Origin of the sequence: Pseudoalteromonas sp. SG45-2 (assembly GCF_014164115.1) — a bacterium.
Classification (GTDB): domain Bacteria; phylum Pseudomonadota; class Gammaproteobacteria; order Enterobacterales; family Alteromonadaceae; genus Pseudoalteromonas; species Pseudoalteromonas distincta.
This window is the reverse complement of the sequence record NZ_JACJEO010000011.1, coordinates 115000-139527: the sequence shown is the minus strand read 5'-3', so window position 1 is coordinate 139527 and position 24528 is coordinate 115000. Positions and strand designations below refer to the sequence as shown.

Genomic DNA, 24528 nt, shown 5'->3' with positions numbered 1-24528 from the left:
AGTAAAAAACCCGCTAAGTTGCGGGTTTTTTGTTACCTATTTATAAAGGCTTTTAAAACTACTTATTTAAATAAGCGATTTAAACCATTTAATGCTGCAACACGGTAGGCTTCAGCCATGGTCGGGTAGTTAAATGTGGTATTTACAAAGTAGTCGATATTATTGCCACCATTTTTTTGTTCCATAATGGCTTGGCCAATGTGAACAATTTCAGAGGCACGTTCGCCAAAACAATGTACGCCAAGTACTTCTTTGGTTTCAGTGTGGAATAATATTTTTAAACTACCTACTTCAGTACCAGCAATTTGCGCACGTGCCAAATGCTTAAACTGAGCACGGCCAACTTCATATGGTACTTTAGCGGCTGTAAGCTCTTGCTCGGTTTTACCTACTGAGCTCATTTCTGGAATGGTATAAATACCAGCCGGAATATCAACAATCAGCCTGTCATCGCAGTTACCACATGCAATTGCATCAGCAGCTATACGACCTTGGTCAAACGCAGCACTTGCAAGGCTTGGGTAGCCTATTACATCACCTACAGCGTAAACGTTATCAATTTCTGTTTGGTATGTTTCGTTAACTTTTAATTGGCCACGGCTATCGGCTTTTAAGCCAATGGCTTCAAGATTTAGTGTATCAGTGTTACCAGTACGACCATTAGCAAATAAAATACAGTCAGCTTTTACGCGTTTACCTGATTTTAGATGCATTATAACGCAGTCGTCACGCGTCTCAATTCGGTCAAACTCTTCGTTATGGCGAATAACAATACCGCTATTCCAAAAGTGATAGCTAAGTGCGTCAGATATTTCTGCATCCATAAAAGCAAGTAGTCGATCGCGTGTATTAACCAAATCAACTTTAGCGCCTAAACCTTTAAATATTGACGCGTACTCACAACCAATTACACCTGCACCATAAATCAGTACACGATGAGGGTCATGCTCAAGGCCAAGTATTGTGTCACTTTCGTAAATACGAGAATGCGTAAAATCTACCTCTGGTGGGCGATAAGGGCGTGAACCCGTTGCAATAACAATCGTTTTAGCAGTCAGTCGCTCAGTTGAACCATCATTTCGTTTTACTTCAATTGTGTGCTTATCTACAAAGCTCGCATCACCTTGAAACATATGAATGCGGTTACGATCGTAAAAGCTACTACGTAAATTAGATTGCTTAGAAATAACAGAACTTGCGTGACGTAAAATATCAGGAAATGTTAAGCGGCTAGGGCGCTCACCAACATTAAATAACGGATTTGCTTTGTACTCAATATAGCGGCTAACAGAGTGGCGAAGCGCTTTTGAAGGAATTGTTCCCCAATGTACACAACCGCCACCAACTGATTCTTGGCGTTCAATAACCGCTACTTTTTTATCGTTTTTTGAAAGGTTCATGGCGGTACCTTCACCGCCAGGACCCGTGCCAATAATTATTGCATCATATTGGTATGTCACGGGTACTTTTTTTTGTTCTGGTTGTTTGGCCACAGCCACTCCTAAATTAATTAAAAGAGGCTTTTAATAACCTCGCATTAAGTGCTAGCCATGCCTGTTTTTGATTTTCCCAGGCGGCTTCCAACTCATGGTATTGTGCCATTAATGCTGAGCGTTCACACTGCTTTGCCATGTTATTTTTTTTAACTTCTAACACTTGTTTTTGTAGTGAACAATAATTTTGCAGTTTTTTCAGCAGTAAATCGTACTCTTGTTGTAATAATGTAATCTTATCTTGTGCTAAAGGCAATTTTGCAAGGCGCGTTTGCGTTTTGCTCATGAGCGTTTCGGCCTTCGCTTTTTCGATACGTTCAACAGGAGTACGCTTTAATTTATTGGCTAAACCTACAGCTGCTAAAGAGCGGATCATCCATTTTGTTGGGTCGTAATGAAACCATTTAATACCGTTACGGTAGTCGCTTGCAAAAATATGGTGGAAGTTATGGTACCCCTCACCGTATGTAAATAACGCTAAAAAGCCGTTATCACGTGCCGTATTTTTTTCGGTGTATGGGCGAGAGCCCCAAATATGTGCAACTGAGTTTATAAAAAAGGTAAAGTGTTGACTCATTACTAAGCGTAGTAAACCTGCAAGAATTAACATCCCCCACACATCACCAACCAATAAACCAAGTGCTAGAGGCAAGCCTACGTTCATAGCAATCACAAGCTTTAAGTAATGTTTGTGTTGCCACATAACTATTTTATTGCGCTGTAAATCACGACAATTACTATAATCACCGTAGCTATCGCCTTGGTAGTCACGTAACATCCATCCGATATGGCTATACCAAAAACCATTGGTCGCCGCGTAAGGGTCTTTTATTGGGTCGTCAACTTGACCGTGATGTATACGGTGATCGCTACTCCAATGCAATGCACTGTTTTGCAGCGCAAAAGCACCGCCAAGCGCAAAAATAAATTCAACTGCAGGGTGTGCGTTATAGGTTTTATGTGCCCATAATCGATGGTAGCCGGCAGTAATTGATAAGCCTGCATAAAACATGCATCCTACAAAAGCAATCCAATGCGCGCTGGTAAATCCGTAGCTAATGGCGTACCAAGGTACAAGTGTGGCAGCCGCCAAAAAGGTTAGGCTAAAAAATAGGACGTTTGTCCAAATAATCGGTGGTTTATTCATAATTCTCAATCTCAGCGTACAACTGTAAGCTAAAATAGTATTTCAAACTCTTGTCGTCAAGTATTAGACTGGACAATTGAGCTAATATCACTAAATATTCATATAAAATAATTCAGGGAGCTGTTGATGTCGGGTGTTAGAGCACAACAGAAACAAAAAACACGACAGGCGTTAATTCAAGCGGCATTTAATCAGCTGAGTGCTGATCATAGTTTTTCGAATTTAAGTTTACGCGAAGTAGCACGAGAAGCTGGTATTGCCCCAACTTCTTTTTATCGTCATTTTAAAGACATGGATGAGCTAGGTTTAACCATGGTAGACGAAGCCGGTTTAACTCTTCGCCAACTTATGCGCCAAGCTCGTAGACGAATAGCGAACGATGGCGGCAGTGTTATAAATACCTCAGTGGTTACTTTTATGGAGTTTATTGATAACTCAAGTAACCAATTTAGGTTGTTGCTGCGAGAACGCTCTGGGACTTCTAAAGCATTTAGAGCCGCAGTAGCGCGCGAGGTAAAACATTTTATTTTAGAGCTGGCTCATTATTTAGAAAGTGAAACTAAATGTAATGCTATGCATGCCTATATTCAGGCGGAATCTATGGTAACGCTCGTATTTAATGCGGGTGCAGAGGCGCTCGATATAGAAGGATTGCAACGCGACGAATTGATTGAGCGCGTTATTTGGCAGCTGCGTTATATTACTCGTGGAGCCGGGCATTACGTAAGAGAAACGAGTAAAGAAGCATAGCTTAAAAAAATTGTAAAAAGTTAATATAAGCACGGTATATTGCAGTGCTTATTAATTTAAGCGTCACTAGTCATGTATTTGTTATTTTAATTCTTAATAGGTGCCTTGGTTGAATTAAAAAACCCAATTGAATCGTTTTTAAATCTGTTTTGTGGAATTTTTATGCTTGCTTCCGTCGCTTTGTAATGTTAAAAATAGGCTTCACTGAACACACACACAAGAAAACAAGATGCATATTATTCGTTTAATTACACTAAAACTTAACCTCTTACTGCTATGGTCAGTGAGCGGGGATTAGTGTGTTTGCATCGAGTTGAACACTAAAAACCCCGCAATTGCGGGGTTTTTTTTATCTCGCGGCTGGGATTAATTGAAATTTGGGTAACATAGGAATGAGGGGCAGTTATGCAAGAGCAAGATAAAGTATGGATTTTTGATACCACCTTACGTGATGGCGAACAGGCGCTTAAAGCAAGCCTTACTGAAGATGATAAAATTCAATTAGCGCATACAATTAGCCGCTTGAATGTGGATGTGATGGAAGTGGGTTTTCCAGTTTCGAGCCCTGCTGATTTTCGCTCGGTGCAACGTATTGCAACCGAAGTAAAAGGCCCGATTATTTGTGGCTTAGCACGCTCAGTTGCTAAAGACATTGAGGCCTGTGGCGAAGCACTTCGCACAGCTCAGCAAAGCCGTATTCATACTTTTATTGCTACAAGCCCTTTGCACCTTGAACATAAATTACGTATGAGCCTAGATGATGCAACGGCAATGGCTGTTAAATCAATTAAATTGGCGCGTAACTATACTGATGATGTTGAATTTTCGTGTGAAGATGCTGGTCGTACCCCGCATTGGGATTTATGTAAAATTGTTGAGCAGGCAATTAACGCCGGAGCTTCAACTATTAACTTGCCAGATACCGTTGGTTTTGTAACGCCAGATGAGTACGCCGCGATGATCCGCCATTTAATGAATAACGTGCCAAATATTGATAAAGCGCGCTTAAGTGTGCATTGCCACAACGATTTAGGTTTAGCAGTAGCAAACTCGGTGGCTGCAGTGCAAGCCGGCGCACGCCAAATTGAGTGTACTATTAATGGCATTGGTGAGCGGGCTGGTAACTGCTCGCTTGAAGAAGTGGCAATGATCATGAAAATGCGCAAAGACCACTTAAAAGTATACACAGATATTAAAAGTGAAGAAATTTACCGCGCATCTCGCCAAGTGGCTAAAATTTGTAATATGCCAGTACAACCAAATAAAGCGATTGTTGGCGAAAACGCCTTTGCGCATAGTTCTGGCATTCACCAAGACGGTGTATTAAAAGCGCAAAATACTTATGAGATTATGTCGCCAGAAAGCGTGGGTGTGCCAAGTAACCAATTAAATATGACTTCGCGTTCGGGTCGTCATGTTATTGAGCATCGCCTAGAAGAGTTAGGCTATCAAAAATCTGATTACGATATGGATGGCTTATATAAAAGCTTTATTGAGTTGGCTGACCAAAAAGGCACAGTATACGATTACGACCTTGAGGCGATGATTTACTTTAATCAAATTAACGACAAAGACGAAAAATACCAATTAGAATTTGTTAACTCAGCTTCTAACTCACAATCGGTAGCAAGCTCTACGATAGGAATGCGAATTGATGGCGAAGCTAAACAAGAAGCCGCGACAGGTAATGGCCCAGTTGAAGCTTCGTTTGCAGCCATTGAGCGCTTAACCGGTATGAGCGTTGAAATGATTGAATATAACTTAGAAGCGACAGGTCAAGGTGCAAGCTCATTAGGCCAAGTAAATATTATAGCTAAATACGATGGCCGACCTTACCACGGTGCGGGCATTGCAGCGGATGTGGTTGAAGCGTCGGTACGCGCCATGATCCGTGTTTATAACTTAATTTATCGTGCACAAAAAGTGTCTGATTTAAAACAACAAAGGAAAGCAGGATGAGTAAAACAAACTACAGCGTTGCCGTATTAGCTGGCGACGGTATTGGTCCAGAAGTGATGGCAGCAGCAGAACAAGTACTTGATGCTGTGAGCAATAAGTTTGGTTTTACCCTGAACCGTGAGCATTATGCAATTGGTGGCGCAGCAATTGATGAATTTGGTAAAGCATTACCAGAGAGCACACTTGCAGCGTGTGAAAACGCTGACGCTATTTTATTTGGTTCGGTAGGCGGTCCTAAATGGGAAAACCTACCACCAAACGAGCAGCCTGAGCGCGCATCGTTATTGCCGCTTCGTAAGCACTTTGGTTTGTTTTGTAACCTGCGCCCTGCACAGTTATTACCTGCATTAAGTGCAGCGTCACCACTTCGCGCTGATATTAGCGAAAAAGGTTTTGATATTTTATGTGTGCGCGAGCTAACCGGCGGCATTTATTTTGGCGAAAAAGGCCGTAGCGGCGAAGGCGCTGAAGAAGCTGCTTTTGATACGCAAACATACTCGCGTAAAGAAATTGAACGTATTGCTCGTTTTGCTTTTGAAGCTGCAAAATTACGTAGTAACCATGTTACCTCTGTTGATAAAGCAAACGTACTTGCATCAAGCGTACTATGGCGCGAAGTAGTCACCGAAGTAAGCAAAGACTACCCAGAAGTAAGCCTAGATTACATTTACGTAGATAACGCCGCTATGCAGTTAGTTAAACAGCCTAGCCAATTTGACGTACTACTTTGCGATAACTTATTTGGCGATATTTTGTCAGATGAGTGCGCGATGATCACAGGCTCAATGGGCTTATTACCTTCGGCAAGCTTGAATCAATCGGGTTTTGGATTGTACGAGCCAGCAGGCGGTTCAGCACCAGATATTGCAGGTAAAGGCGTTGCAAACCCAATAGCACAAATTTTAAGTGCCGCATTAATGCTACGTTACTCGCTAGGGCAAGACGAAGCTGCTCGCACGATTGAAAAAGCAGTAGCAGAAGCCGTAGAAGCAGGCGTTGGCACACCAGATATATATCCAAATGCAGGTTACAGCACAAGCGATGTGGCAGCCGCTATCGTTTCACGCATTTAATAACATATTAAAGTTGCAGCACCGTTATGCTGCAACTCAAACAGATTAGGGAATTAGCAAGTGGCCCAAACGTTATACGACAAAATTTGGCAAGCACATACCGTTGCCAGCATAAATGAGCAAACCGACTTACTTTATATTGACCGCCATTTAGTGCATGAAGTTACTTCTCCGCAGGCTTTTGCAGGTCTACGTGAAAAAAACCGTACTGTACGTTGCCCAGAAAAAACCTTTGCAACGATGGATCATAACGTATCGACTAAGAGCCGATCACTTGATGCCGCAAGCGAAGTATCTAAAAACCAATTAATGGCGCTTGATAAAAACTGTAAAGAGTTTGGTATTGTACTTTACGATTTAAACTCAATTAACCAAGGCATTGTGCACGTAATGGGCCCAGAGCAAGGTATTACTTTGCCAGGCACAACCATTGTATGTGGCGATAGCCATACTTCTACGCATGGTGCGTTTGGCGCATTAGCGCATGGTATTGGTACGTCTGAGGTTGAGCACGTATTAGCAACGCAAACGCTACAGCAAAAAAAGGCGAAATCGTTAAAAATTCAAATTAACGGTGTATTGCGTCCAACAGTTACGGCTAAAGATTTAATTATGGCGGTAATTGGCAAGTTAGGTACTGCTGGTGGCACAGGCTATGTAGCAGAGTTTTGTGGTGCAGGCATTGAAGCGCTTTCAATGGAAGCCCGTATGACGCTATGTAATATGAGCATAGAAATGGGTGCAAAAGCGGGTTTAATTGCATCTGACCAAATTACTTATGATTATTTAAAAGGTCGTCCGTTTGCACCTAAAGGCGCAGATTTTGATGCAGCCGTTGAATATTGGGAAACCTTAAAAACAGACGAAGGCGCACACTTTGATTTAGTTGTTGAGCTAAATGCTGACGACATTCAGCCACAAATTACCTGGGGCACAAGCCCAGAGCAAGTAATTGGTGTTGATGAGTGCATACCTGATCCAGATAAAGAGCCAGATTTAATTAAAGCCGATGCCATTCGCAGCGCACTTAAATACATGGGCTTAAAAGCGGGCGATAAATTATCAAGCGCAAAAGTAGACACGGTATTTATTGGCTCATGTACTAATAGCCGTATTGAAGACTTACGCGCAGCTGCAAAAATTGTTGAAGGCAAGCAAGTTGTAGCCGGCATAGAGGCGTTAATTGTACCGGGCTCTGGCTTAGTTAAAAAACAAGCTGAAGACGAAGGCTTAGCCGATATTTTTAAAGCCGCAGGCTTTGAATGGCGCGAACCAGGTTGTTCTATGTGTTTAGCGATGAACGATGACCGCCTAGAAGCAGGCAAGCGTTGTGCATCTACTTCTAATCGTAACTTTGAAGGTCGTCAAGGTCGTGGCGGGCGTACCCATTTAGTTAGCCCTGCAATGGCTGCAGCCGCTGCAATACATGGTCACTTTGTTGATATTAGAGGAGAAGCATAATGAGCGTATTTTTTAGTGGCTTAATGGCTCCACTTGATAAAAACAATGTAGATACTGACCAAATTATTCCTAAGCAGTTTTTAACATCAACTAGCCGCGAAGGTTTTGATGCTGCCTTGTTTTATGATTGGCGTTACCTAGATAACGGTGAGCCAAACCCTGACTTTATTTTAAATCGCCCATGCTACCAAGGCGCGCAAATATTATTAACGCGCGACAACTTTGGTTGTGGCTCATCTCGCGAGCACGCGCCATGGGCACTTAAGCAATATGGTTTTGAAGTTATTTTAGCTGAAAGCTTTGCAGATATTTTCTTTAATAACTGTGGTAACAACCAAATGTTAGCCATTGCGTTACCTGCCGACACGCTTGAGCAATTGTTTGTACTTAGCGAGCAGCACGACGATATTAACATTGAAATCGACCTTGAAAATCAAACACTAACAAGCAGTAAGTTTGCACCAATTAGTTTTGATATTCGTAAAGACGTAAAAGAGCGTCTATTAAGTGGCTTAGATTTTATTGGTGTAACCGAAACACTAAACCCACAGATTGATGCGTTTGAAAAACAACTAGCAGCTGAGCGCCCTTGGCAGTAATTGTTTAACTTGTATATAGTAAAATCACGTATTGAAAAGCACGGCAATTACCGTGCTTTTTTGTGGGTAAATATTAGGTTCAGTACCTAAGGCTTAATGTCTAAAGTCAGCCATTAACGCAGGTATACCAGGTAACATGCCTACAATTGCCATTACAGTAGTAAGTAGCAAAAACATAATAAGTGGAATCACCCAGCGGCTCATTTTAGTTAGCTCTGCGCTACGTTCTTTACAGCCAATAAGCCCTAGGTTATCAAGTAGCATAGTAAGCGACCAACCAAAAGCCGGATTAACTAAGGTTGAGGCAAATACCACAATAGCGGCTGATTGCGTTGTTTTGCCTTCGCGCGTCATTTCCATGCCAGCTTCAAGTAGCGGAATAAACACACCTACAATAAGCGCTACACAAAGCACAGGTTGCCAAATGGCTAAATCCATTGGGTAACCCCATAAACCAGCAATAATACAAAATACGGCTGTTAAAATGGCGCCAGCCGGAATAGGGCGTTTAGCAATAGCAGCAGGTACAATGTAGGTTCCCCACGATGAGGTAAAGTTAGCACCACCAGCAAGTGAGCCAAATGTTTGTCTAACCGATGCGCTCAGCATGGTGTCGTCGATATTCATTTGTACTTTTTCAGTACGTTGCGGATAGCTTATTTTTTGAAATACTTGATGACCTAAAAAATCAGGTGACCACATAGCAACGGCGAGCACTGCAAATGGGAGTACAACCACAAAGCTTTCAAGCGTTGGCAGGCCAAGCATCCAGCCCGTGTTTTCACCCCACCAGTAAGCGGGGTTCATATTTGGTAAACCGGGAGCTGTATGAAACTCAAACGGTGCACCTAGAGCAAAGGCAACCACACCACCAATAAGGCAGCTTAACGGCACGGCTAACCAACGCTTTTTAAAGTGCTCTAACAGTGCATACAATAAAATGGTGGCTAAAATAACAATAAACGCAATATGCGCCATATCAATGGCCTCAGCCCAGGCAAACAGCTTTTTAACCTGCGAAATAGTACCAATAAAACCTAAATAAATGAGTAGCCCGCCACATACACCTTTACTGGTTAGGCGCGCGAGCATACTTCCTCCCTTGGTTATGGCCAAAATAAAACCAAAGGCACCAATGAGTAAGCCAAACGCCATAGGGTGACCGCCAGCAGCAACTACAATAGGAATTAACGGAATAAGCGGGCCGTGAGTACCGGCTAAGTTGGCCGTGGGTAAAATAAAGCCTGAAAATAAAATGATAAAAATAGAAACAATGAGTAATTCATAACGTACATTTTCTAAAACAAACGCATCACTTAAACCAAGAGGTGCTGCAAATGTTGCCGCAATAGCACCCACCATAACGACTTTACCAATAGTTCCCGCCATTGCAGGAATGGTGTCTTCAAATTCAAATCGGTAATCTCTAAATGGTAAATTAGGACGCCAGCGCTTAGGCTGCATAATTTGTAATTCATGTTCGAGATACTCGTCGCGAGTATTAAACTCTGAACTCGGCTTGTGAAGCTGCTCGTAGCTTTGAGCATCCTTGTGCGTGTTTGATGGTACATCACCGGGTGGTGTAGTTTGCATGCGTTCTCCTGCAACATTGTTGCTTAATCAAATAAATACGGCTTTTGTTAAAGCAAATGAATATTGAACATGCAGGGTAAATCAGCTCTTAGGCTGGGATGTATAGGCAAAAGGTCGTGCATGGTTGTTTTTAATACAGTTAATCTGACAATCAGCTTTACGTTAAAAATTATAAAACTACACAAAATGATTTAAAATTACTATAAATCAATGGCTTGTTTTTATTTTTAAAGAATTTGATCACTGTTTATAGCGGGAAATAGTGTTAATGGCAGGTTATTATCCTTTAGTCTTAGTGGCTGTGAAAGCCGTTTTATTTCAAGCTATTTGCTTGCAGGAGCCGTTAATATTGTTTTATTTGTGGTGGAATAATACTTCTGTTACTTTCTGATTGTTAATAACAATAAAGAATAGACATGCAACTCAACTCCCCTAAATCAATTGGTATTTTACTTGGTACGCTTTACGGCATATTTATGCGGCTGTTTGTAGAGCTAGTCAATGCTTATAATTTAGGTAGCTTAGTCTCTATATCATTTATGTTTTTAGTGCCTGTTGCTATTGGCTATATTCGTATTCACTTTGAGTACAACGAATCAAAAACATTAACTAAAAGGCAAATGGTCACGATTGCTTGGCAGCCTATTTTTGTTTTTTTATTTGTAAGTGTAATTACTTTACTTGAAGGCAGTATTTGTGTGGCTATGGCTTTGCCTGCTTTTATGTTTTTTGCCAGCATTGGTGGATTACTTGCGGGTTTTGTTAGAAAGCGTGAAATAAAAAAAGCGAATAGTTCTTTATTATCAATCGCGTTGTTACCTATATTGCTCTCACCTATTGAAGTTAATTTTTTAAATTTATCAAAAACATACGAAGTAACAAATTCAATAACTATTAACGCGCCCATCAATGTTGTGTGGCAACAGTTAGCTAATGTGAGTGATATAAAACCACAGGAAGTGCCTTTTTCACTCACTCAATTAATTGGTGTACCAAAGCCATTAAAGGCAAGTATGAATGCAAGCGGTATAGGCGCTGTTCGCACAAGTACTTGGCAAAAAGGGGTTATATTTAAAGAAGTTATTACGGACTGGCAACCAAATAAACAGATGCTTTATAGATTTGACATAGACCCAGATGCTATTCCCGATGACGCACTCGATAAACACGTAAAACTTGGCGGTGAATACTTTTCTCCACTTTACGGTGGTTATCAGCTAAGTGAAGATAAAAGCGGCAATACAATTTTAACTTTAAAAACGACCGTGCAAGACAATACAAATTTTGGTATTTATTCACGAATATGGGGAGAGGTGATATTTCAAGATTTTCATCATTCACTTTTAACGTTGATGAAAAACAGAGCTGAAAAGTCACTTATCGCAACTGTTTCTTATAATTAGCTTAAAGCATTGTGTTTATAAAAATATTACACACTAAAGGTTAAAAGCCCCTGCAATTGCAAAGGCTTATGTTTTAACTGCTAACTTTTACCAAATCATTTCTACAAATTCAGGATGGTCGATATACGGGTTACGATTACCTTGAAATTCAAAGGCTGCTTGGTTACGGTCAAGTTCCATTTGGCTTACAGGATCGCTGTTATGCCAGTCAAGCAGCATGGCTACAACCCAGCTTTCAAACACTTGGTTGCTTGAACCATTAAGCACTGCATTACTTGAGGTCGTTTTGGTTTGCCAAGTGCCTATTACATTTTCGTAGCGCGTTGCCATGTAAAAATAAGCGCGAGCAAAGTCACCTTTAAATTCGTCAATTGGCTCAAATACAGTACCTGAGTAATTTAATGAACTTGCGGCAGAGCCTAATTTACTTCCGTTGGTTGATGTAAATGAAGCGCTTGCTACTTCACCAAATGGGAAGTTACTACGTTTTGAGTTTACATAACCGTCGGTTGCGTAAATATGATGCACATCTGAGTTCATTGGTTCAATAGTGCCGCCAAACCAGCTTTTAGGAAATGAATGTTCACGGTTGTAACAACCGCCTTCTCCACTATAGTTACCACATTGATCGCTCACCGCAGTATAATTGTAGCTGTCAGAGCCGTTTGGTTTTTCGCTATACATATCTAAAATGCTGTTATCGTTTTCAAAGTATGTATCACGTGCTGATGAGTCGTAAAAATTCCAAATAGCCGAGTAACCCTGTGCATTATGATCTTTAATAATATTATAAAGCTCAGTTTTTAGTGAATAACCCGATAGCCCTTGAGCTGTAACATAGTAGCCAGTGGGTGTTGGATTAGTCCCGCCGCCATCACCAGAGCCACCGCCTAAAGTAAATGCTGTGCTGTCGGTGTTACTAAAACTTGCACCACTTGCAAGTGTGGTAGAGCCTTGCTTAAGCGCATAACTGCCACTACCTGTTGAACAACACATACCATCGCCGTAACTGTCGCTAATAACAAGTGTGTATGTACCATCAGTTAGGCATATTTGCTCATCATACTGAGTGTTTGATGCGTAACCACTGCCGTTAGCAACAGCGCTACCTTGATTGTTATTAACGGCCCAGCTAGTTTCGCTACCGTAATTATCGGTGTTAAGCGTTAAAGTAAGGCTATTGTCGGTGCAACTTGTTGATGCGTTGCCATCAGTATTTGGTAAAAAGTTATCTACGTATACGGTTTCGCTGCCATCAAATCCACTTACATCGTAAAACCTAAGCCCAACACTAATTGTTTTATCACTGCTTGCTGTATAGCTATGGCTAACTGTTTGCCATTGGTTAGTTTGTGCCTGATTTGAATAGCCTTGGTAGCCGTCTACATATAAGCGCGCCTTAATTTTACCTTCGGTATGGTAAACATCAGCCGAAAAGTTATAGGTTTTACCTGCTTCTACAGCAACTTGTTGTAGTAAATCAGTGTTACTTTGCGATCCTGTTGTTACATTGACAGCAGCAGAGCTACTGCCACTTTTAACTGTGCTGGTGGATCGTGAAAGGCTAATTCCGCCATCTATTGTTGTCCATGCATCAGGTGTATTACCTGACCATTGCTCAAAGCCGCCATTAGTTACATTGGCCATTACAGGTAATGAGCCCAGTAACAAAGCGGTACTAATTAATTTGTTTTTATATTTCCCGTGTAACATGATTGTTCCTATTTTTACTATGAAAGTAAAATATACCCTACATTAGTTTGGTTACAAAATTGTTAATTTAAAATGCAGTAAAAGGCAATAATTACTCTTTAAACTGTTTTTGAAGGTATTTTTATAAATTAATAACTAAATGGAATATCAAAGCAGATTCTATTCTTTTTTTATCTATGCTTAGCCCGTTATCCTGCATACTTAGAAAACCTCAACAGATACACTCTGGATGAGGTAAAACTCATTTTTAACAATACACAAAGTGTGTTGTGTTTAATTTTCAGGGTTATGGGGAATCGATTCATGTTGTTAGGTCAACTAAATGCTGCGGCAAGCCCGCTATCGCAAGATCAAGTACAAAAGCTGCAAGGTTTAGTGGCTGAGCTTAATCCAATTCAACAAGCATGGGTAAGTGGTTACTTAGCCGCTAATGCTAACTCAGCTGCATTAGGTGCTCCTACTGCTGGCGTACCGGCTGCAGGAGATGCTGCAGCGCTAACTATTTTATATGGTTCGCAAACGGGTAACGCAAAAGGCGTAGCAAGCAAAATGAAAGAGCAGGCTGAGTCGCGCGGCTTAGCGGTTAAATTGGTTAGCATGTCAGATTACAAACCAACAGCCCTGAAAAAAGAAAAGTTTTTAACCATCGTTGTATCTACTTACGGTGAAGGTGAGCCACCAGAAGACGCAGAAACACTCTATGAATTTTTAGCAACTAAAAAAGCACCAAAACTAGACGATGTAAAAATAGCCGTTATTGGTTTAGGTGATTCTAGCTATGAGTTTTTCTGCCAAACAGCAAAAGACTTTGAAGAGCGTTTAAATAAACTAGGTGCACAGACCATATATCAACGTGCTGATTTAGATGTAGATTATGAAGAAGAAGCTGCAACATGGATTGCGGGCGCAATTGACGCATTCGAACCTGATTTAAAAGCGCAACAAGAGGCCGCTGGTGGTCAAGTTGTATCAATGCCATTTGGCGCTCCAACCTCTGCAGCAAGCCAATATACAAAACAAAATCCATTTGAAGCAGAGCTATTAACTGTTCAAAAAATTACCGGTCGCGACTCAACTAAAGATGTACGCCATGTTGAAATTTCGCTTGAAGGTTCTGACATTACTTACACGCCTGGTGATTCATTAGGTGTGTACTTTTTAAATGACGATGTATTAGTTGATGAAGTACTTACACTTACTCAAATTGATGCAACAAGCATTGTAAAAGTAGGTGATGAAGAGCTAAGCGTACGCGATGCACTTATTGAAAAACTAGAGCTGACTCAGTCATACCCTGGTTTTGTAGAAAAATATGCAACTGCTACGGGCACGCCAGAGCTACTTAAACTAGTTGAAGATAAAACTGCAATGCGCGCATACATTGAGCCTCGTCAAATATATGATGTGATACGCCAAAATCCAGCAAAAATTGATGCGCAAACATTAGTAGATTGCCTACGTAAACTACAAGCTCGTTTGTACTCAATTGCATCTAGCCAAGCTGAGGTTGAAGACGAAGTACACTTAACACTAGGTCTAGTGCAGTTTGATGCATTTGATAGCGAGCATTTAGGTGGCTGTACTGGTTACTTAACTCGTCGTGCAGAAGAAGGTTGTAAAGTTAAAGTATTTAGCGAACACAACGACAATTTCCGCCTACCAACTAACGATGATACACCGGTGATTATGGTTGGTCCTGGTACGGGTATAGCGCCGTTCCGTGCATTTTTACAAGAGCGTGATTCGCGTGAAGCACAAGGCAAAAACTGGTTGTTCTTTGGTAACCCACATTTCACTCAAGACTTTTTATACCAAGTAGAAATACAGGGTTATTTAAAATCGGGTTTACTTAACAAAGTAGATGTTGCATTTAGCCGTGACCAAGCAGAAAAAGTATACGTACAAGACAAATTACGCAGTAACAGTAAAGACGTGTTTGAGTGGTTAGAAGCCGGCGCTCACTTTTATATTTGTGGCGATGCAAATCGTATGGCAAAAGATGTACACAACGCCTTGCTTGATATCGTTAAAGAAAACACAGGTAAGAGTAACGAAGACGCAGAGCAATACTTAAAAGATTTGCGTAGCGCAAACCGCTATCAGAAAGACGTGTATTAATCACGTTTCTTATTTTATTTAACAGCTAGCAGCCGTCACTGTAACAAATTTAGGATTTAAAATGAGCGAACAAGATAAAAACGTAAAACTTTCTGATAACGAACGTTTGAAAAGAGAAAGTAACTTTTTACGTGGCACCATAGAGCAAGATTTAAAAGACGAAATTACCGGTGGTTTTACTGCCGATAACTTTCAGTTAATACGTTTTCATGGCATGTACCAACAAGATGACCGCGATATACGTGGTGAGCGTGCTAAGCAAAAGCTAGAGCCGCTACATAATGTAATGTTACGTGCACGTATGCCTGGCGGTATTATTAAGCCAGAGCAGTGGTTAGCAATTGATAAGTTTGCTGATGAAAAAACAAGCTACGGCAGCATTCGTCTAACTACGCGTCAAACGTTTCAGTTTCATGGTGTATTAAAGCCGAATATTAAAGGCATGCACCAAATGCTTAACAGCGTAGGTATAGACTCTATTGCAACTGCGGGCGATGTTAACCGTAACGTGCTTTGTACTACTAACCCTGTTGAGTCTGAGTTACACCAAGAAGCTTACGACTGGGCTGCAAAAATTTCTGAGCATTTATTACCAAAAACGAAAGCGTATGCCGAAATTTGGTTAAATGGCGAAAAAGCAGAAACCACAGAAGAGCCAATTTTAGGGTCTAATTACTTACCGCGTAAATTTAAAACAACGGTAACTATTCCACCTAACAACGAAGTTGATGTGCATGCGAATGACTTAAACTTTGTGGCAATTGCTGATAACGGCAAGCTTGTTGGTTTTAACGTATTAGTGGGCGGTGGCCTTGCCATGACGCACGGCGATACAGCAACTTATCCGCGTAAGGCTGATGACTTTGGCTTTATTACGCTAGAAGATACCTTAAAAATTGCAGAGCATGTTGTATCTGTGCAGCGCGATTGGGGTAATCGTTCAAACCGTAAAAATGCAAAAACTAAATACACACTAGACCGTGTAGGTGTTGATGTATTTAAAGCAGAAGTAGAAAAACGCTCAGGCGTTACGTTTGCACCAAGTCGTCCGTTTGAGTTTACTCACCGAGGCGATCGCATTGGTTGGGTTGAAGGCATTGATGGTAAGCATCACTTAACGCTATTCATTCAAAGTGGTCGTATTTTAGACTACCCAGGCAAACCGCTTAAAACAGGTTGTCGTAAAATTGCAGAAGTTCACCAAGGTGACATGCGTATGACGGCAAACCAAAACTTAATTATTGCTGGCGTACCTGCAGATCAAAAAGCCGTGATTGAAGAAATTGCTCGTAGTCATGGCCTGATTGACGACAAAGATTCGCAGCAGCGTAAAAATTCTATGGCGTGTGTTTCACTGCCAACGTGCCCACTTGCAATGGCCGAAGCAGAGCGTTACTTACCAAGCCTAGTAGAAAAAACTGAAGCATTACTTGCCAAGCACGGTATACCAGATGACAGCATTATTATGCGCGTTGTAGGTTGCCCTAACGGTTGTGGCCGCGCAATGCTTGCAGAAGCTGGTTTAGTGGGTAAAGGCCCAGGTAAGTACAACGTTTACCTAGGTGGTAATTTAGAAGGTACACGTATTCCTAAATTGTACCTTGAGAACGTAGGCGAAGACGTTTACCTAGAAGCATTCGATAAGCTCATTGGGCAATGGGCAAAAGAGCGTAACGAAGGTGAGTGTTTTGGTGACTTTGTTATACGCAAAGGCATAGTTGCTGAAGTAAAAGTATCAGTAACCGATTTTCACGCTTAATTAAATACCAGCGCCAAAGCGCTGGTGAGGTTTGGAATTTACCATGAGTGAATTTAAAAACATTTTACAGCTAGATAAACAAAGCCAAGCGGCTATGTTAGCTGATGCTAATGGTTTGCTAGCGAATATGAGCGCAGAACAGCGTGTTGCATGGGCGCTTGATAACTTGCCTAATACGGCTTTTTTATCATCTAGCTTTGGTATTCAAGCGGCAGTAATGCTGCATTTAATGACCTCACAACGTCCAGATATTCCCGTTGTATTAACCGATACAGGCTATTTATTTCCTGAAACGTATCAGTTTATTGAACAAATGAGTGAGCGTTTATCACTTAACTTAAAGGTGTATAGAGCGCAGCTAAGCCCTGCATGGCAAGAAGCTAAGTTTGGTAAGTTGTGGGAGCAAGGCGAGGACGGCATTAAGCAATATAACCAGCTTAATAAAGTTGAGCCGATGACCCGCGCACTTAAAGAGATAGAAGCGGGCACGTGGTTTAGTGGTTTGCGTCGCGATCAATCATCTACACGTGCTGATAAACAGTTTGTAGAAATAAGCCGTGGTACCGTTAAAGTGTACCCGATTATTGAATGGTCTAACCGCGACGTGTATCAGTACCTGACTAAGCATGATTTACCTTACCACCCATTATGGGAACAAGGTTATGTGTCGATGGGGGACGTACATACAACACGTAAGTTAGAACCAGGAATGACAGAGGAAGAAACTCGCTTTTTTGGTTTAAACCGAGAATGTGGACTACACATGGATGGTGACGGCATTTAACGTCACTACGATGTAGTTAAATCGCAAATAAAAACGCAGCTTCGGCTGCGTTTTTATTTTCTTTTATTCGGGTACAAAAAATTGCCTAATTAAGTATTTTTTATTAGACTCAAGACATTAAAGGATTAACTAAAGCAGGAACGCTATGAAATACTTTACCTACTTAGCTATATCAATTATGGCTATTGCAGTCATCTCTTTGTTTTATTTAAAAAAGCCCGATGGTCAAACATGGCTTTCTGCATCATCAATTAGCAGTGAATCTCAGCAAATTAAAGAAAGAATGGTCGCGCTATCTAGCAATACTTTGGACCAAGCAGTGCTGGGTGTTAAGCAAGCTGGCGATAAAATTGCGAGCAGTATTTCTGATGAACCAATTGCTGCAAATGCTACCTCAAGTGGTAAAATTTTTAAGTGGCAAGACGAAACAGGCCAATGGCACTTTTCTGATACACCTAACCCACATGCAAAAAGTATTGAAGTAAAACTCGATCCTAAAGATATTACTGTTATTGCTGCAGAAGACACGTCTATTTTAAATACCTCTTCAACTCCAAACACAATGTCGGCTGCACCAGAGGGGATCAGTATTTTGAACCCAGATTCGGTTAAAAAGCTATTTAATGACGCCGAAAATGTAAAAGACAACCTAGAAAAACGTAATAAAGAAATTAATAATTTAAGTGCACTTTAATTATTTAGAGTGAGTGCTTTTATGGTTTTTTAAATAACGTTTTTCGGCTTCCATCAATAATACTGTTAAATATATTTTAGTGGGAAGCGACAGCAGCACGCCTACAGCAATGCATGCCGCCGTTGTAATTATTCCTTTAATACCATGCTCGACAGTAAAGTAGTTCGACACAATTAAAGTATGGCCAGTCACGATAAGGCACAACCCAAGCATTATTGATGTTTTAAGCAGCCTAATTATCATTGTTTGCGACATAGTTACCTCACTAAGAGTTACCTCAGTAGGCACGCTTTAAATGCTTAGCATTGATTTAAGACAACAAACAACACATATAAAAAAGCCCAGCTTATTACTAAGCTGGGCTTTTAAATGTATTAACTACTGTCTTTGTTAGTCGAGCATATTACGCAGTACATATTGTAAAATGCCGCCGTGTTTATAGTAATCCCACTCTTTAGGGGTATCAATACGTACGTCTGCACTCAAGGTTACTTTTTTACCTTCGGCATTTGTAGCAATAACGGTAACTTCATCGGTTTTATCGTACAGGCCATCAATATCAAATTGTTCTTGCCCTGTTAACCCATGTGTCTCGTAGCTTTCACCCTCTTTAAATTGCAGCGGTAATACACCCATACCAATTAAGTTAGAGCGATGAATACGTTCATAGCTTTGTGCTACAACGGCTTTAACGCCTAATAAAAGTGAGCCTTTAGCAGCCCAGTCACGAGATGAACCCGTGCCATATTCTTTGCCCGCTAAAATAATGAGTGGAGTATTATTTTTTTGATACTCCATTGCTGCATCATAAATGCTCTCTAACGTATCGCCAGGCTGAGTACGTGTTACGCCACCTTCAGTACCAGGAGCTAGTAAGTTTTTAAGACGCACATTAGCGAACGTTCCACGCATCATTACTTCGTGATTACCACGGCGTGAGCCGTACGAGTTAAATTGCGCTTTATCTACACCTTTCTCTTGCAAGTATAAACCTGCTGGCGCTTCTGCTTTAATAGCACCCGCTGGAGAAATATGGTCAGTGGTTACTGAATCTCCAAGTTTAGCTAAACAACGTGCACCTTCGATAGAAGGAATGCCCGGTGGTTCTACTTTCATACCATCAAAAAAGGGTGCTTTTTTAATGTAGGTAGATGCATCATCCCAATCGTAAAGTTTGCCATCCGGTATTTTAATTTGCTGCCAACGGCTATCGCCTTCGTAAACGTTAGCGTAGCTTTTTTCAAACATTTCTTTAGTTACGGTTTCTTTAACTAAGTCACTTACTTCTTTAACGCTTGGCCAAATGTTTTTAAGGTAAATATCGTTACCGTTAGCATCTTGAGCAAGGGGTTCGTTGTATACGTCAATATCGGTTCTACCTGCAATGGCATAAGCTACGACAAGCGGAGGAGAGGCTAAAAAGTTCATTTTAACATCTTGGTGAATACGCCCTTCAAAGTTACGGTTACCCGATAAAATAGAGCTCACTACTAATTTATGTTTTTGAATCGCGTCTGATATTTCAGTTGCAAGTGGCCCTGAATTACCAATACACGTAGTACAGCCGTAGCCAACTAAGTTAAAGCCTAGGCTTTCTAGGTCATCCATCAGGCCTGCTTTTTCTAGGTAGTCGGTAACTACTTTTGAGCCTGGAGCAAGTGATGTTTTAACCCAAGGTTTTACATTAATGCCTAACTGTTTCGCTTTTTTAGCAACTAAACCAGCAGCTAAAATAACACTTGGATTAGAGGTGTTGGTACAGCTGGTAATTGCGGCAATAACACAAGCGCCATCGTTTAGCTCAAACTCTTGGCCTTTAAATTTAACCTTAGCGGCACCCATAAACTGCGCTTCGTTAACTGGCTCATCTGGATTTGTTGTCGGCCCTTCACTCTCAATACGAGCTTGTTCTTCATCGCTTTTATCGCGACGAGCCATACGTTCGTCTTGGAAGCCTTTTAAATGATCGCCAATAACTTTGCCAGCTTCGTTTAAGGCAATTCTATCTTGTGGGCGTTTAGGGCCTGCAAGGCTTGGTACAACGTCATCTAATTTAAGCTCAAGTGTATCGGTATAATTAGCTTCGTCGCCATCGTTACGCCATAAGCCTTGATGCTTAGCGTAATCTTCAATTACTTTTAAGTGTTTTTCGTCGCGGTTTGTTAAGCGAAGGTAGTTAATGGTCTCATCATCAATTGGGAAAATACCACACGTAGCGCCGTATTCTGGTGCCATATTGGCTATGGTTGCTCTATCGGCAAGTGGTAGGTCGGCAAGGCCGTCACCATAAAATTCTACAAATTTACCCACTACGCCATGATTACGCAGTATTTCGGTTACTGTTAACACTAAATCGGTTGCGGTAGTACCTTCAGGTAAACGTCCGCTTAGCTTCATACCTACTACTTGTGGAATGAGTAAGCTAATTGGCTGACCAAGCATGGCTGCTTCAGCTTCAATGCCGCCTACACCCCAACCAAGCACGCCTAAGCCATTAATCATGGTGGTGTGAGAGTCAGTCCCTACAAGCGTATCTGGGTAAGCGAATTTTTTGCCGTCGCGCTCTTCATTAAAAACAACGCGCGCTAAGTATTCTAGGTTTACTTGGTGAACAATGCCGGTTGCTGGAGGCACTACTTTTAAATTATCAAAAGCGGTTTGTCCCCAACGTAGAAATTCGTAACGTTCTTTATTTCGGTCGTACTCAAGTTTTGCATTTAAATCAAATGCACCATCATTTCCGTAGCCATCTACTTGTACCGAATGGTCAATCACAAGTTCAGCAGGCGATAACGGGTTTATTTTTGCAGGATCTCCACCTAGCTTTTCCATTGCGTCACGCATCGCGGCTAAATCTACAATAGCGGGTACGCCGGTAAAATCTTGCATAACAACACGGGCGGGAGTAAAGGCAACTTCAGATGCAGGCTTTGCTTGAGGATCCCAATTAAGAAGGGCTTGAATGTCTTGTTCTTTTATATTTACGCCATCTTCGTTACGAAGAAGGTTTTCAAGTAGTACTTTTAAGGAAAAGGGCAATCGTTTCGCTTTGTCGCCAAGTCCTTTTAGAGAATGAATATGATATTGCTCACCGTTTATTGTGAGCTGATGTTGGGTATCGAAACTATTATTCATTATTTGCCCCTTTATGAATTATAAAAATGTTTTGAAGAGTGACCTCTGTAGTGTTCGAGTTGCAAAGTACATACCAGTGTAAAAAATCGCGTTTAGAGAACGAATTTTATACAGTTATTATAGTAGAGATGATGCTGAAAAATTTAATTTCAAGAGATGATTTAAAAGAAGAGATAGGGTCAAAAGTTATTTCGACCCTTATTAATTACTGTAACCAACCTTGTTGCTTACCTTTAATACTCAAGCAAAGTAAAGCGATGGCAATAATGATTACAAAAATAGGCATAAATACCGCACTTGCGCCAAGTAGCTCAATACTATTTATGACCACAAAATTATAATATTGCTGAATTAAAATAGCGCCGAGCGATAGCAAAAAAGTAGGTGTTGCCAGCGCGTTTTTAGCAAGTAAAAACAGACAACCCAAAGTGCTTCCAAATACAGCTACAGCAAATGCAATGGTTGACCAAAGAGGGATGTCAGAGTAGGCAGCTTGTTGATCTAACGGAAGTTTACCTATCATTTCGGGTGTCATCATCATGTGCATAGCAAATGCAATAACGCCAAGTAAGTTCCATACGAGTGCCGCCCATACAACGGGTTTAAACCAATTTTTAGGTGTGTTTACAGACATTTTATAACCTTGTTTTTATTATTAATTAGGTTATTAAAGAGTAAAAAGGCCAACTATACAAGTTGGCCTTTTTATATAAAAAGAGTGCTTTTAAATGCTTAACCAAATGAAATAGGACGACGACCTGTTTTATCATCTACTTTTGGTTTTTTAGTTCGCTTACGCTTACTTTTAGCTGGTTGATTTGTTGGTTGTGGTGCAACTTGCTTTGACTCTGCTTGAGTTTGTACCGCAGGTTTTTCTACAGGGATTGCATCTTCACTTAGTGAGAGTTTAAAAAACTCACCATCAAACTCTAGTACATCACCACTGTATAATTTTTTCCGTTTAATTGTACAAATTTCATGGTTAACACCCACATAGCCTTCAGTAATTAGGTTTTTAGCTTGGCCGCCACCTTCAACTAAGTTTAATACTTTTAATAATTTACAAAGCTCAATCGGCTCTTCTTCTAACTCTATTTCTATATATTCTTCGTTCATATTTGCTCTCGGTGGGGTAACGCACAGGCTTTAGTATAAAGGCTTACAGCGACTTTTGCACCAAAGCAAGTAACTTTAGATAGCTGTAATACACAATTAGTTATGAAAGTTTTTAGGTATTTTATCTGTCTTTAAAAAAACTGAAGCAATTAAAAGTTAAGCTTCGTTGCAATCTTTTTTACGTATGGCTCGCTAATTGCTAAAACTCTGGCGGATTAATCAATGTGTAATGAATACATATAAAACGGAGTAGAAAATGGGCGTAAGATTAGCAATGAAAAAAGAGCTAATGGGCTTAGATAATTCAGATATGTTGACCGCAGATGATGTTAGGTCACACCTTACTAATCAAGTAAAAGAGCAAAAGGAAAATGCTGAACGTGGTTTTTCTGTGATTTCAAAATTTAACGATCACCATAGTCGCTTAGTGAGTGGCGATATGAAAAAAAAATCGGTACTTGAATTTCAACGCCATCGTTTATTTAAAGAAGTTTTATACACCCGTAAAAGTGTTGATGCGTGGTTAAATAGCCAAATTAGCTGATTTGCTATTTATCGAATTTCAATTAGACTACACTTGTAATCTAATTGGGGTTGATGATGAAAAATATACTCTTAGTGTGCTTGGCCTTTTTATTAGGTGCATGTCAGCAACCCACTGTGTATGTTTATACACAAGCATTGAGCGCAAATCAAAAGCAGCAGCTAGAAGCTAAACTGGCTGCTCAAACTCTACCTTATAAATACCAAAATATTGCAGTACCAAAAGCATATAAAAATGCGACGTTAATTGTCTCTTATAACGACTTTGATAGCGGGCAGTTAGAGCACTTAACACTAATAATGCAAAGCATGGGATTTGAACCTGACATTATTTACAGCAAAGCAGAGAATCATCACTACACTAATGGAAATATAGGTTTTTATTTACGTTCAGCTTTACAAAGCACCGAGCTAAGTATGCCAAATATTATGCTTACAACGGGTTGCTTAAACGATAAATATAACAATATGCGCGTTTCATTTGACGAAAAAAAGGCGCAATTTACATTACCAAGTGGTGCTAAAGTGATGTTGGATTGGGAGCTTATTGAACCGTACTTAGTTATTTATTATCAAAATACATCGCAATCGTACACGCATACTACGCCTAAAATAAGCACACCCTTTGGTCAAAAACCGTCAGATACTTTTATTTACAATGCACATTTAAATAAACCAGCTTGGCTTAACTGCTCATTACAAATTGTTTATATGGATTGAGTGATAAAATTAACCGTGAGTTTCTATATGCTCGCTGAGCTTTGCAATACGCAAGCTCATACCTTCTATAATTCGGTCTTTAATTTTTTCACGTATTACATTAGGCAAGCGGGTAAGTGCTTCAGGGGTAATAGCAAGAACTATGCTGTCGGTTTTAGCGCGTGCGCTAGTGCTGCGTTCTCGGTTATTTATAAAAGCGCCTTCACCTATAAATTCACCGGGCTCTATAGTACCAAGTTCTAGCAAATGATTATGTTTAAATACTAATAGCGCGCCGCTAAGTACAATATATAAGCGCTTGTCGTTATCGTATTGTTTAAATAAAAACTGATGCTGACTTACTAAATATAACAGGCCGAACGACTCCAATAAGACTTGGCGCTCGCTGAGCGTAAATTCCTTAAAAAAGTGCAGCCTGTTTATAATTTCCATTTGTTTAAACAAAGGAATATGTTCGATTAGCTTCAT

Annotated in this window: 21 protein-coding genes; 12 read left to right on the top strand and 9 right to left on the bottom strand. The window is 40.5% G+C overall.

Annotated features, from left to right (window positions below; translation table 11 throughout):
• Positions 1-62: 62 nt before the first annotated feature.
• Positions 63-1493, bottom strand: a complete 1431-nt coding sequence (gene sthA / locus H5116_RS10135; RefSeq protein WP_007378904.1) for a Si-specific NAD(P)(+) transhydrogenase — start codon at positions 1491-1493, stop codon at positions 63-65.
• A gap of 13 nt (positions 1494-1506) precedes the next feature.
• Positions 1507-2640, bottom strand: a complete 1134-nt coding sequence (locus H5116_RS10130; RefSeq protein ID WP_182712452.1) for a fatty acid desaturase — start codon at positions 2638-2640, stop codon at positions 1507-1509.
• Positions 2641-2766: 126 nt separating this feature from the next.
• On the opposite strand from H5116_RS10130, the gene fabR reads away from it, so the two are divergent.
• The 5 genes from fabR to leuD all read left to right on the top strand — a co-directional run bounded on the left by fabR (position 2767) and on the right by leuD (position 8482).
• Positions 2767-3390: an HTH-type transcriptional repressor FabR gene (gene fabR, locus H5116_RS10125; protein WP_002961087.1), complete on the top strand. Its 624-nt coding sequence runs from the start codon at positions 2767-2769 to the stop codon at positions 3388-3390.
• Positions 3391-3795: 405 nt separating this feature from the next.
• Positions 3796-5349 carry a 2-isopropylmalate synthase gene (gene leuA, locus H5116_RS10120; protein WP_002961090.1) on the top strand — a complete coding sequence of 518 codons (1554 nt, stop codon included), beginning with the start codon at positions 3796-3798 and terminating at the stop codon, positions 5347-5349.
• Positions 5346-6422 (top strand): 3-isopropylmalate dehydrogenase, encoded by a 1077-nt coding sequence (gene leuB / locus H5116_RS10115; RefSeq protein WP_002961092.1) that lies wholly within the window; start codon positions 5346-5348, stop codon positions 6420-6422. The genes leuA and leuB overlap by 4 nt, the downstream gene beginning before the upstream one ends.
• A gap of 60 nt (positions 6423-6482) precedes the next feature.
• Positions 6483-7883: a 3-isopropylmalate dehydratase large subunit gene (gene leuC / locus H5116_RS10110; RefSeq protein WP_182682468.1), complete on the top strand. Its 1401-nt coding sequence runs from the start codon at positions 6483-6485 to the stop codon at positions 7881-7883.
• Positions 7883-8482: a 3-isopropylmalate dehydratase small subunit gene (gene leuD / locus H5116_RS10105; RefSeq protein ID WP_002961095.1), complete on the top strand. Its 600-nt coding sequence runs from the start codon at positions 7883-7885 to the stop codon at positions 8480-8482. The genes leuC and leuD overlap by 1 nt, the downstream gene beginning before the upstream one ends.
• A gap of 93 nt (positions 8483-8575) precedes the next feature.
• Here leuD and H5116_RS10100 read toward each other — a convergent pair whose 3' ends face one another.
• A complete protein-coding gene (locus H5116_RS10100) occupies positions 8576-10075 on the bottom strand; it encodes a DUF3360 family protein (RefSeq protein ID WP_182716063.1) in 1500 nt (499 codons plus the stop codon).
• A 416-nt stretch (positions 10076-10491) separates the two neighbouring features.
• Between H5116_RS10100 and H5116_RS10095 the strand changes: the two genes are divergently transcribed.
• Complete coding sequence (locus H5116_RS10095; protein WP_182716062.1) at positions 10492-11478, top strand: hypothetical protein; 987 nt, start codon at positions 10492-10494, stop codon at positions 11476-11478.
• A gap of 87 nt (positions 11479-11565) precedes the next feature.
• On the opposite strand, the gene H5116_RS10090 is transcribed toward H5116_RS10095, so the two are convergent.
• Positions 11566-13191, bottom strand: coding sequence for an endonuclease (locus tag H5116_RS10090; RefSeq protein WP_182716061.1), 1626 nt, complete (start codon positions 13189-13191; stop codon positions 11566-11568).
• A 303-nt stretch (positions 13192-13494) separates the two neighbouring features.
• Here H5116_RS10090 and H5116_RS10085 point away from each other — a divergent pair, with 303 nt between their 5' ends.
• The 4 genes from H5116_RS10085 (at position 13495) to H5116_RS10070 (ending at position 18546) form a co-directional block, all read left to right on the top strand.
• The gene (locus tag H5116_RS10085; protein WP_076926057.1) at positions 13495-15309 is read left to right on the top strand and encodes an assimilatory sulfite reductase (NADPH) flavoprotein subunit; all 1815 of its coding nucleotides are present in this window, start codon (positions 13495-13497) and stop codon (positions 15307-15309) included.
• 61 nt (positions 15310-15370) lie between these two features.
• Entirely contained in the window at positions 15371-17068 is a 1698-nt protein-coding gene (gene cysI, locus H5116_RS10080) for an assimilatory sulfite reductase (NADPH) hemoprotein subunit (protein ID WP_182716060.1), read from the top strand.
• Between the two features lie 43 nt (positions 17069-17111).
• Complete coding sequence (locus H5116_RS10075) at positions 17112-17852, top strand: phosphoadenylyl-sulfate reductase (protein WP_002961106.1); 741 nt, start codon at positions 17112-17114, stop codon at positions 17850-17852.
• Positions 17853-17997: 145 nt separating this feature from the next.
• A complete protein-coding gene (locus tag H5116_RS10070; RefSeq protein ID WP_182716059.1) occupies positions 17998-18546 on the top strand; it encodes a DUF4124 domain-containing protein in 549 nt (182 codons plus the stop codon).
• Here the strand turns inward: H5116_RS10070 and H5116_RS10065 are convergent, their stop codons facing one another.
• From H5116_RS10065 to H5116_RS10050, 4 genes are all read right to left on the bottom strand, one after another.
• Positions 18547-18801, bottom strand: coding sequence for a hypothetical protein (locus tag H5116_RS10065; protein WP_182716058.1), 255 nt, complete (start codon positions 18799-18801; stop codon positions 18547-18549).
• Between the two features lie 135 nt (positions 18802-18936).
• Positions 18937-21681, bottom strand: a complete 2745-nt coding sequence (gene acnA, locus H5116_RS10060) for an aconitate hydratase AcnA (protein ID WP_002961112.1) — start codon at positions 21679-21681, stop codon at positions 18937-18939.
• A 205-nt stretch (positions 21682-21886) separates the two neighbouring features.
• A complete protein-coding gene (locus H5116_RS10055) occupies positions 21887-22315 on the bottom strand; it encodes a hypothetical protein (RefSeq protein WP_182712459.1) in 429 nt (142 codons plus the stop codon).
• Positions 22316-22413: 98 nt separating this feature from the next.
• Positions 22414-22797, bottom strand: a complete 384-nt coding sequence (locus H5116_RS10050) for an RNA-binding S4 domain-containing protein (protein ID WP_154903740.1) — start codon at positions 22795-22797, stop codon at positions 22414-22416.
• 256 nt (positions 22798-23053) lie between these two features.
• On the opposite strand from H5116_RS10050, the gene H5116_RS10045 reads away from it, so the two are divergent.
• The gene (locus H5116_RS10045; protein WP_165728334.1) at positions 23054-23341 is read left to right on the top strand and encodes a hypothetical protein; all 288 of its coding nucleotides are present in this window, start codon (positions 23054-23056) and stop codon (positions 23339-23341) included.
• 56 nt (positions 23342-23397) lie between these two features.
• Positions 23398-24060 (top strand): hypothetical protein, encoded by a 663-nt coding sequence (locus H5116_RS10040; protein WP_182716057.1) that lies wholly within the window; start codon positions 23398-23400, stop codon positions 24058-24060.
• Positions 24061-24069: 9 nt separating this feature from the next.
• On the opposite strand, the gene H5116_RS10035 is transcribed toward H5116_RS10040, so the two are convergent.
• Positions 24070-24528, bottom strand: a complete 459-nt coding sequence (locus H5116_RS10035) for a cyclic nucleotide-binding domain-containing protein (RefSeq protein ID WP_010554789.1) — start codon at positions 24526-24528, stop codon at positions 24070-24072.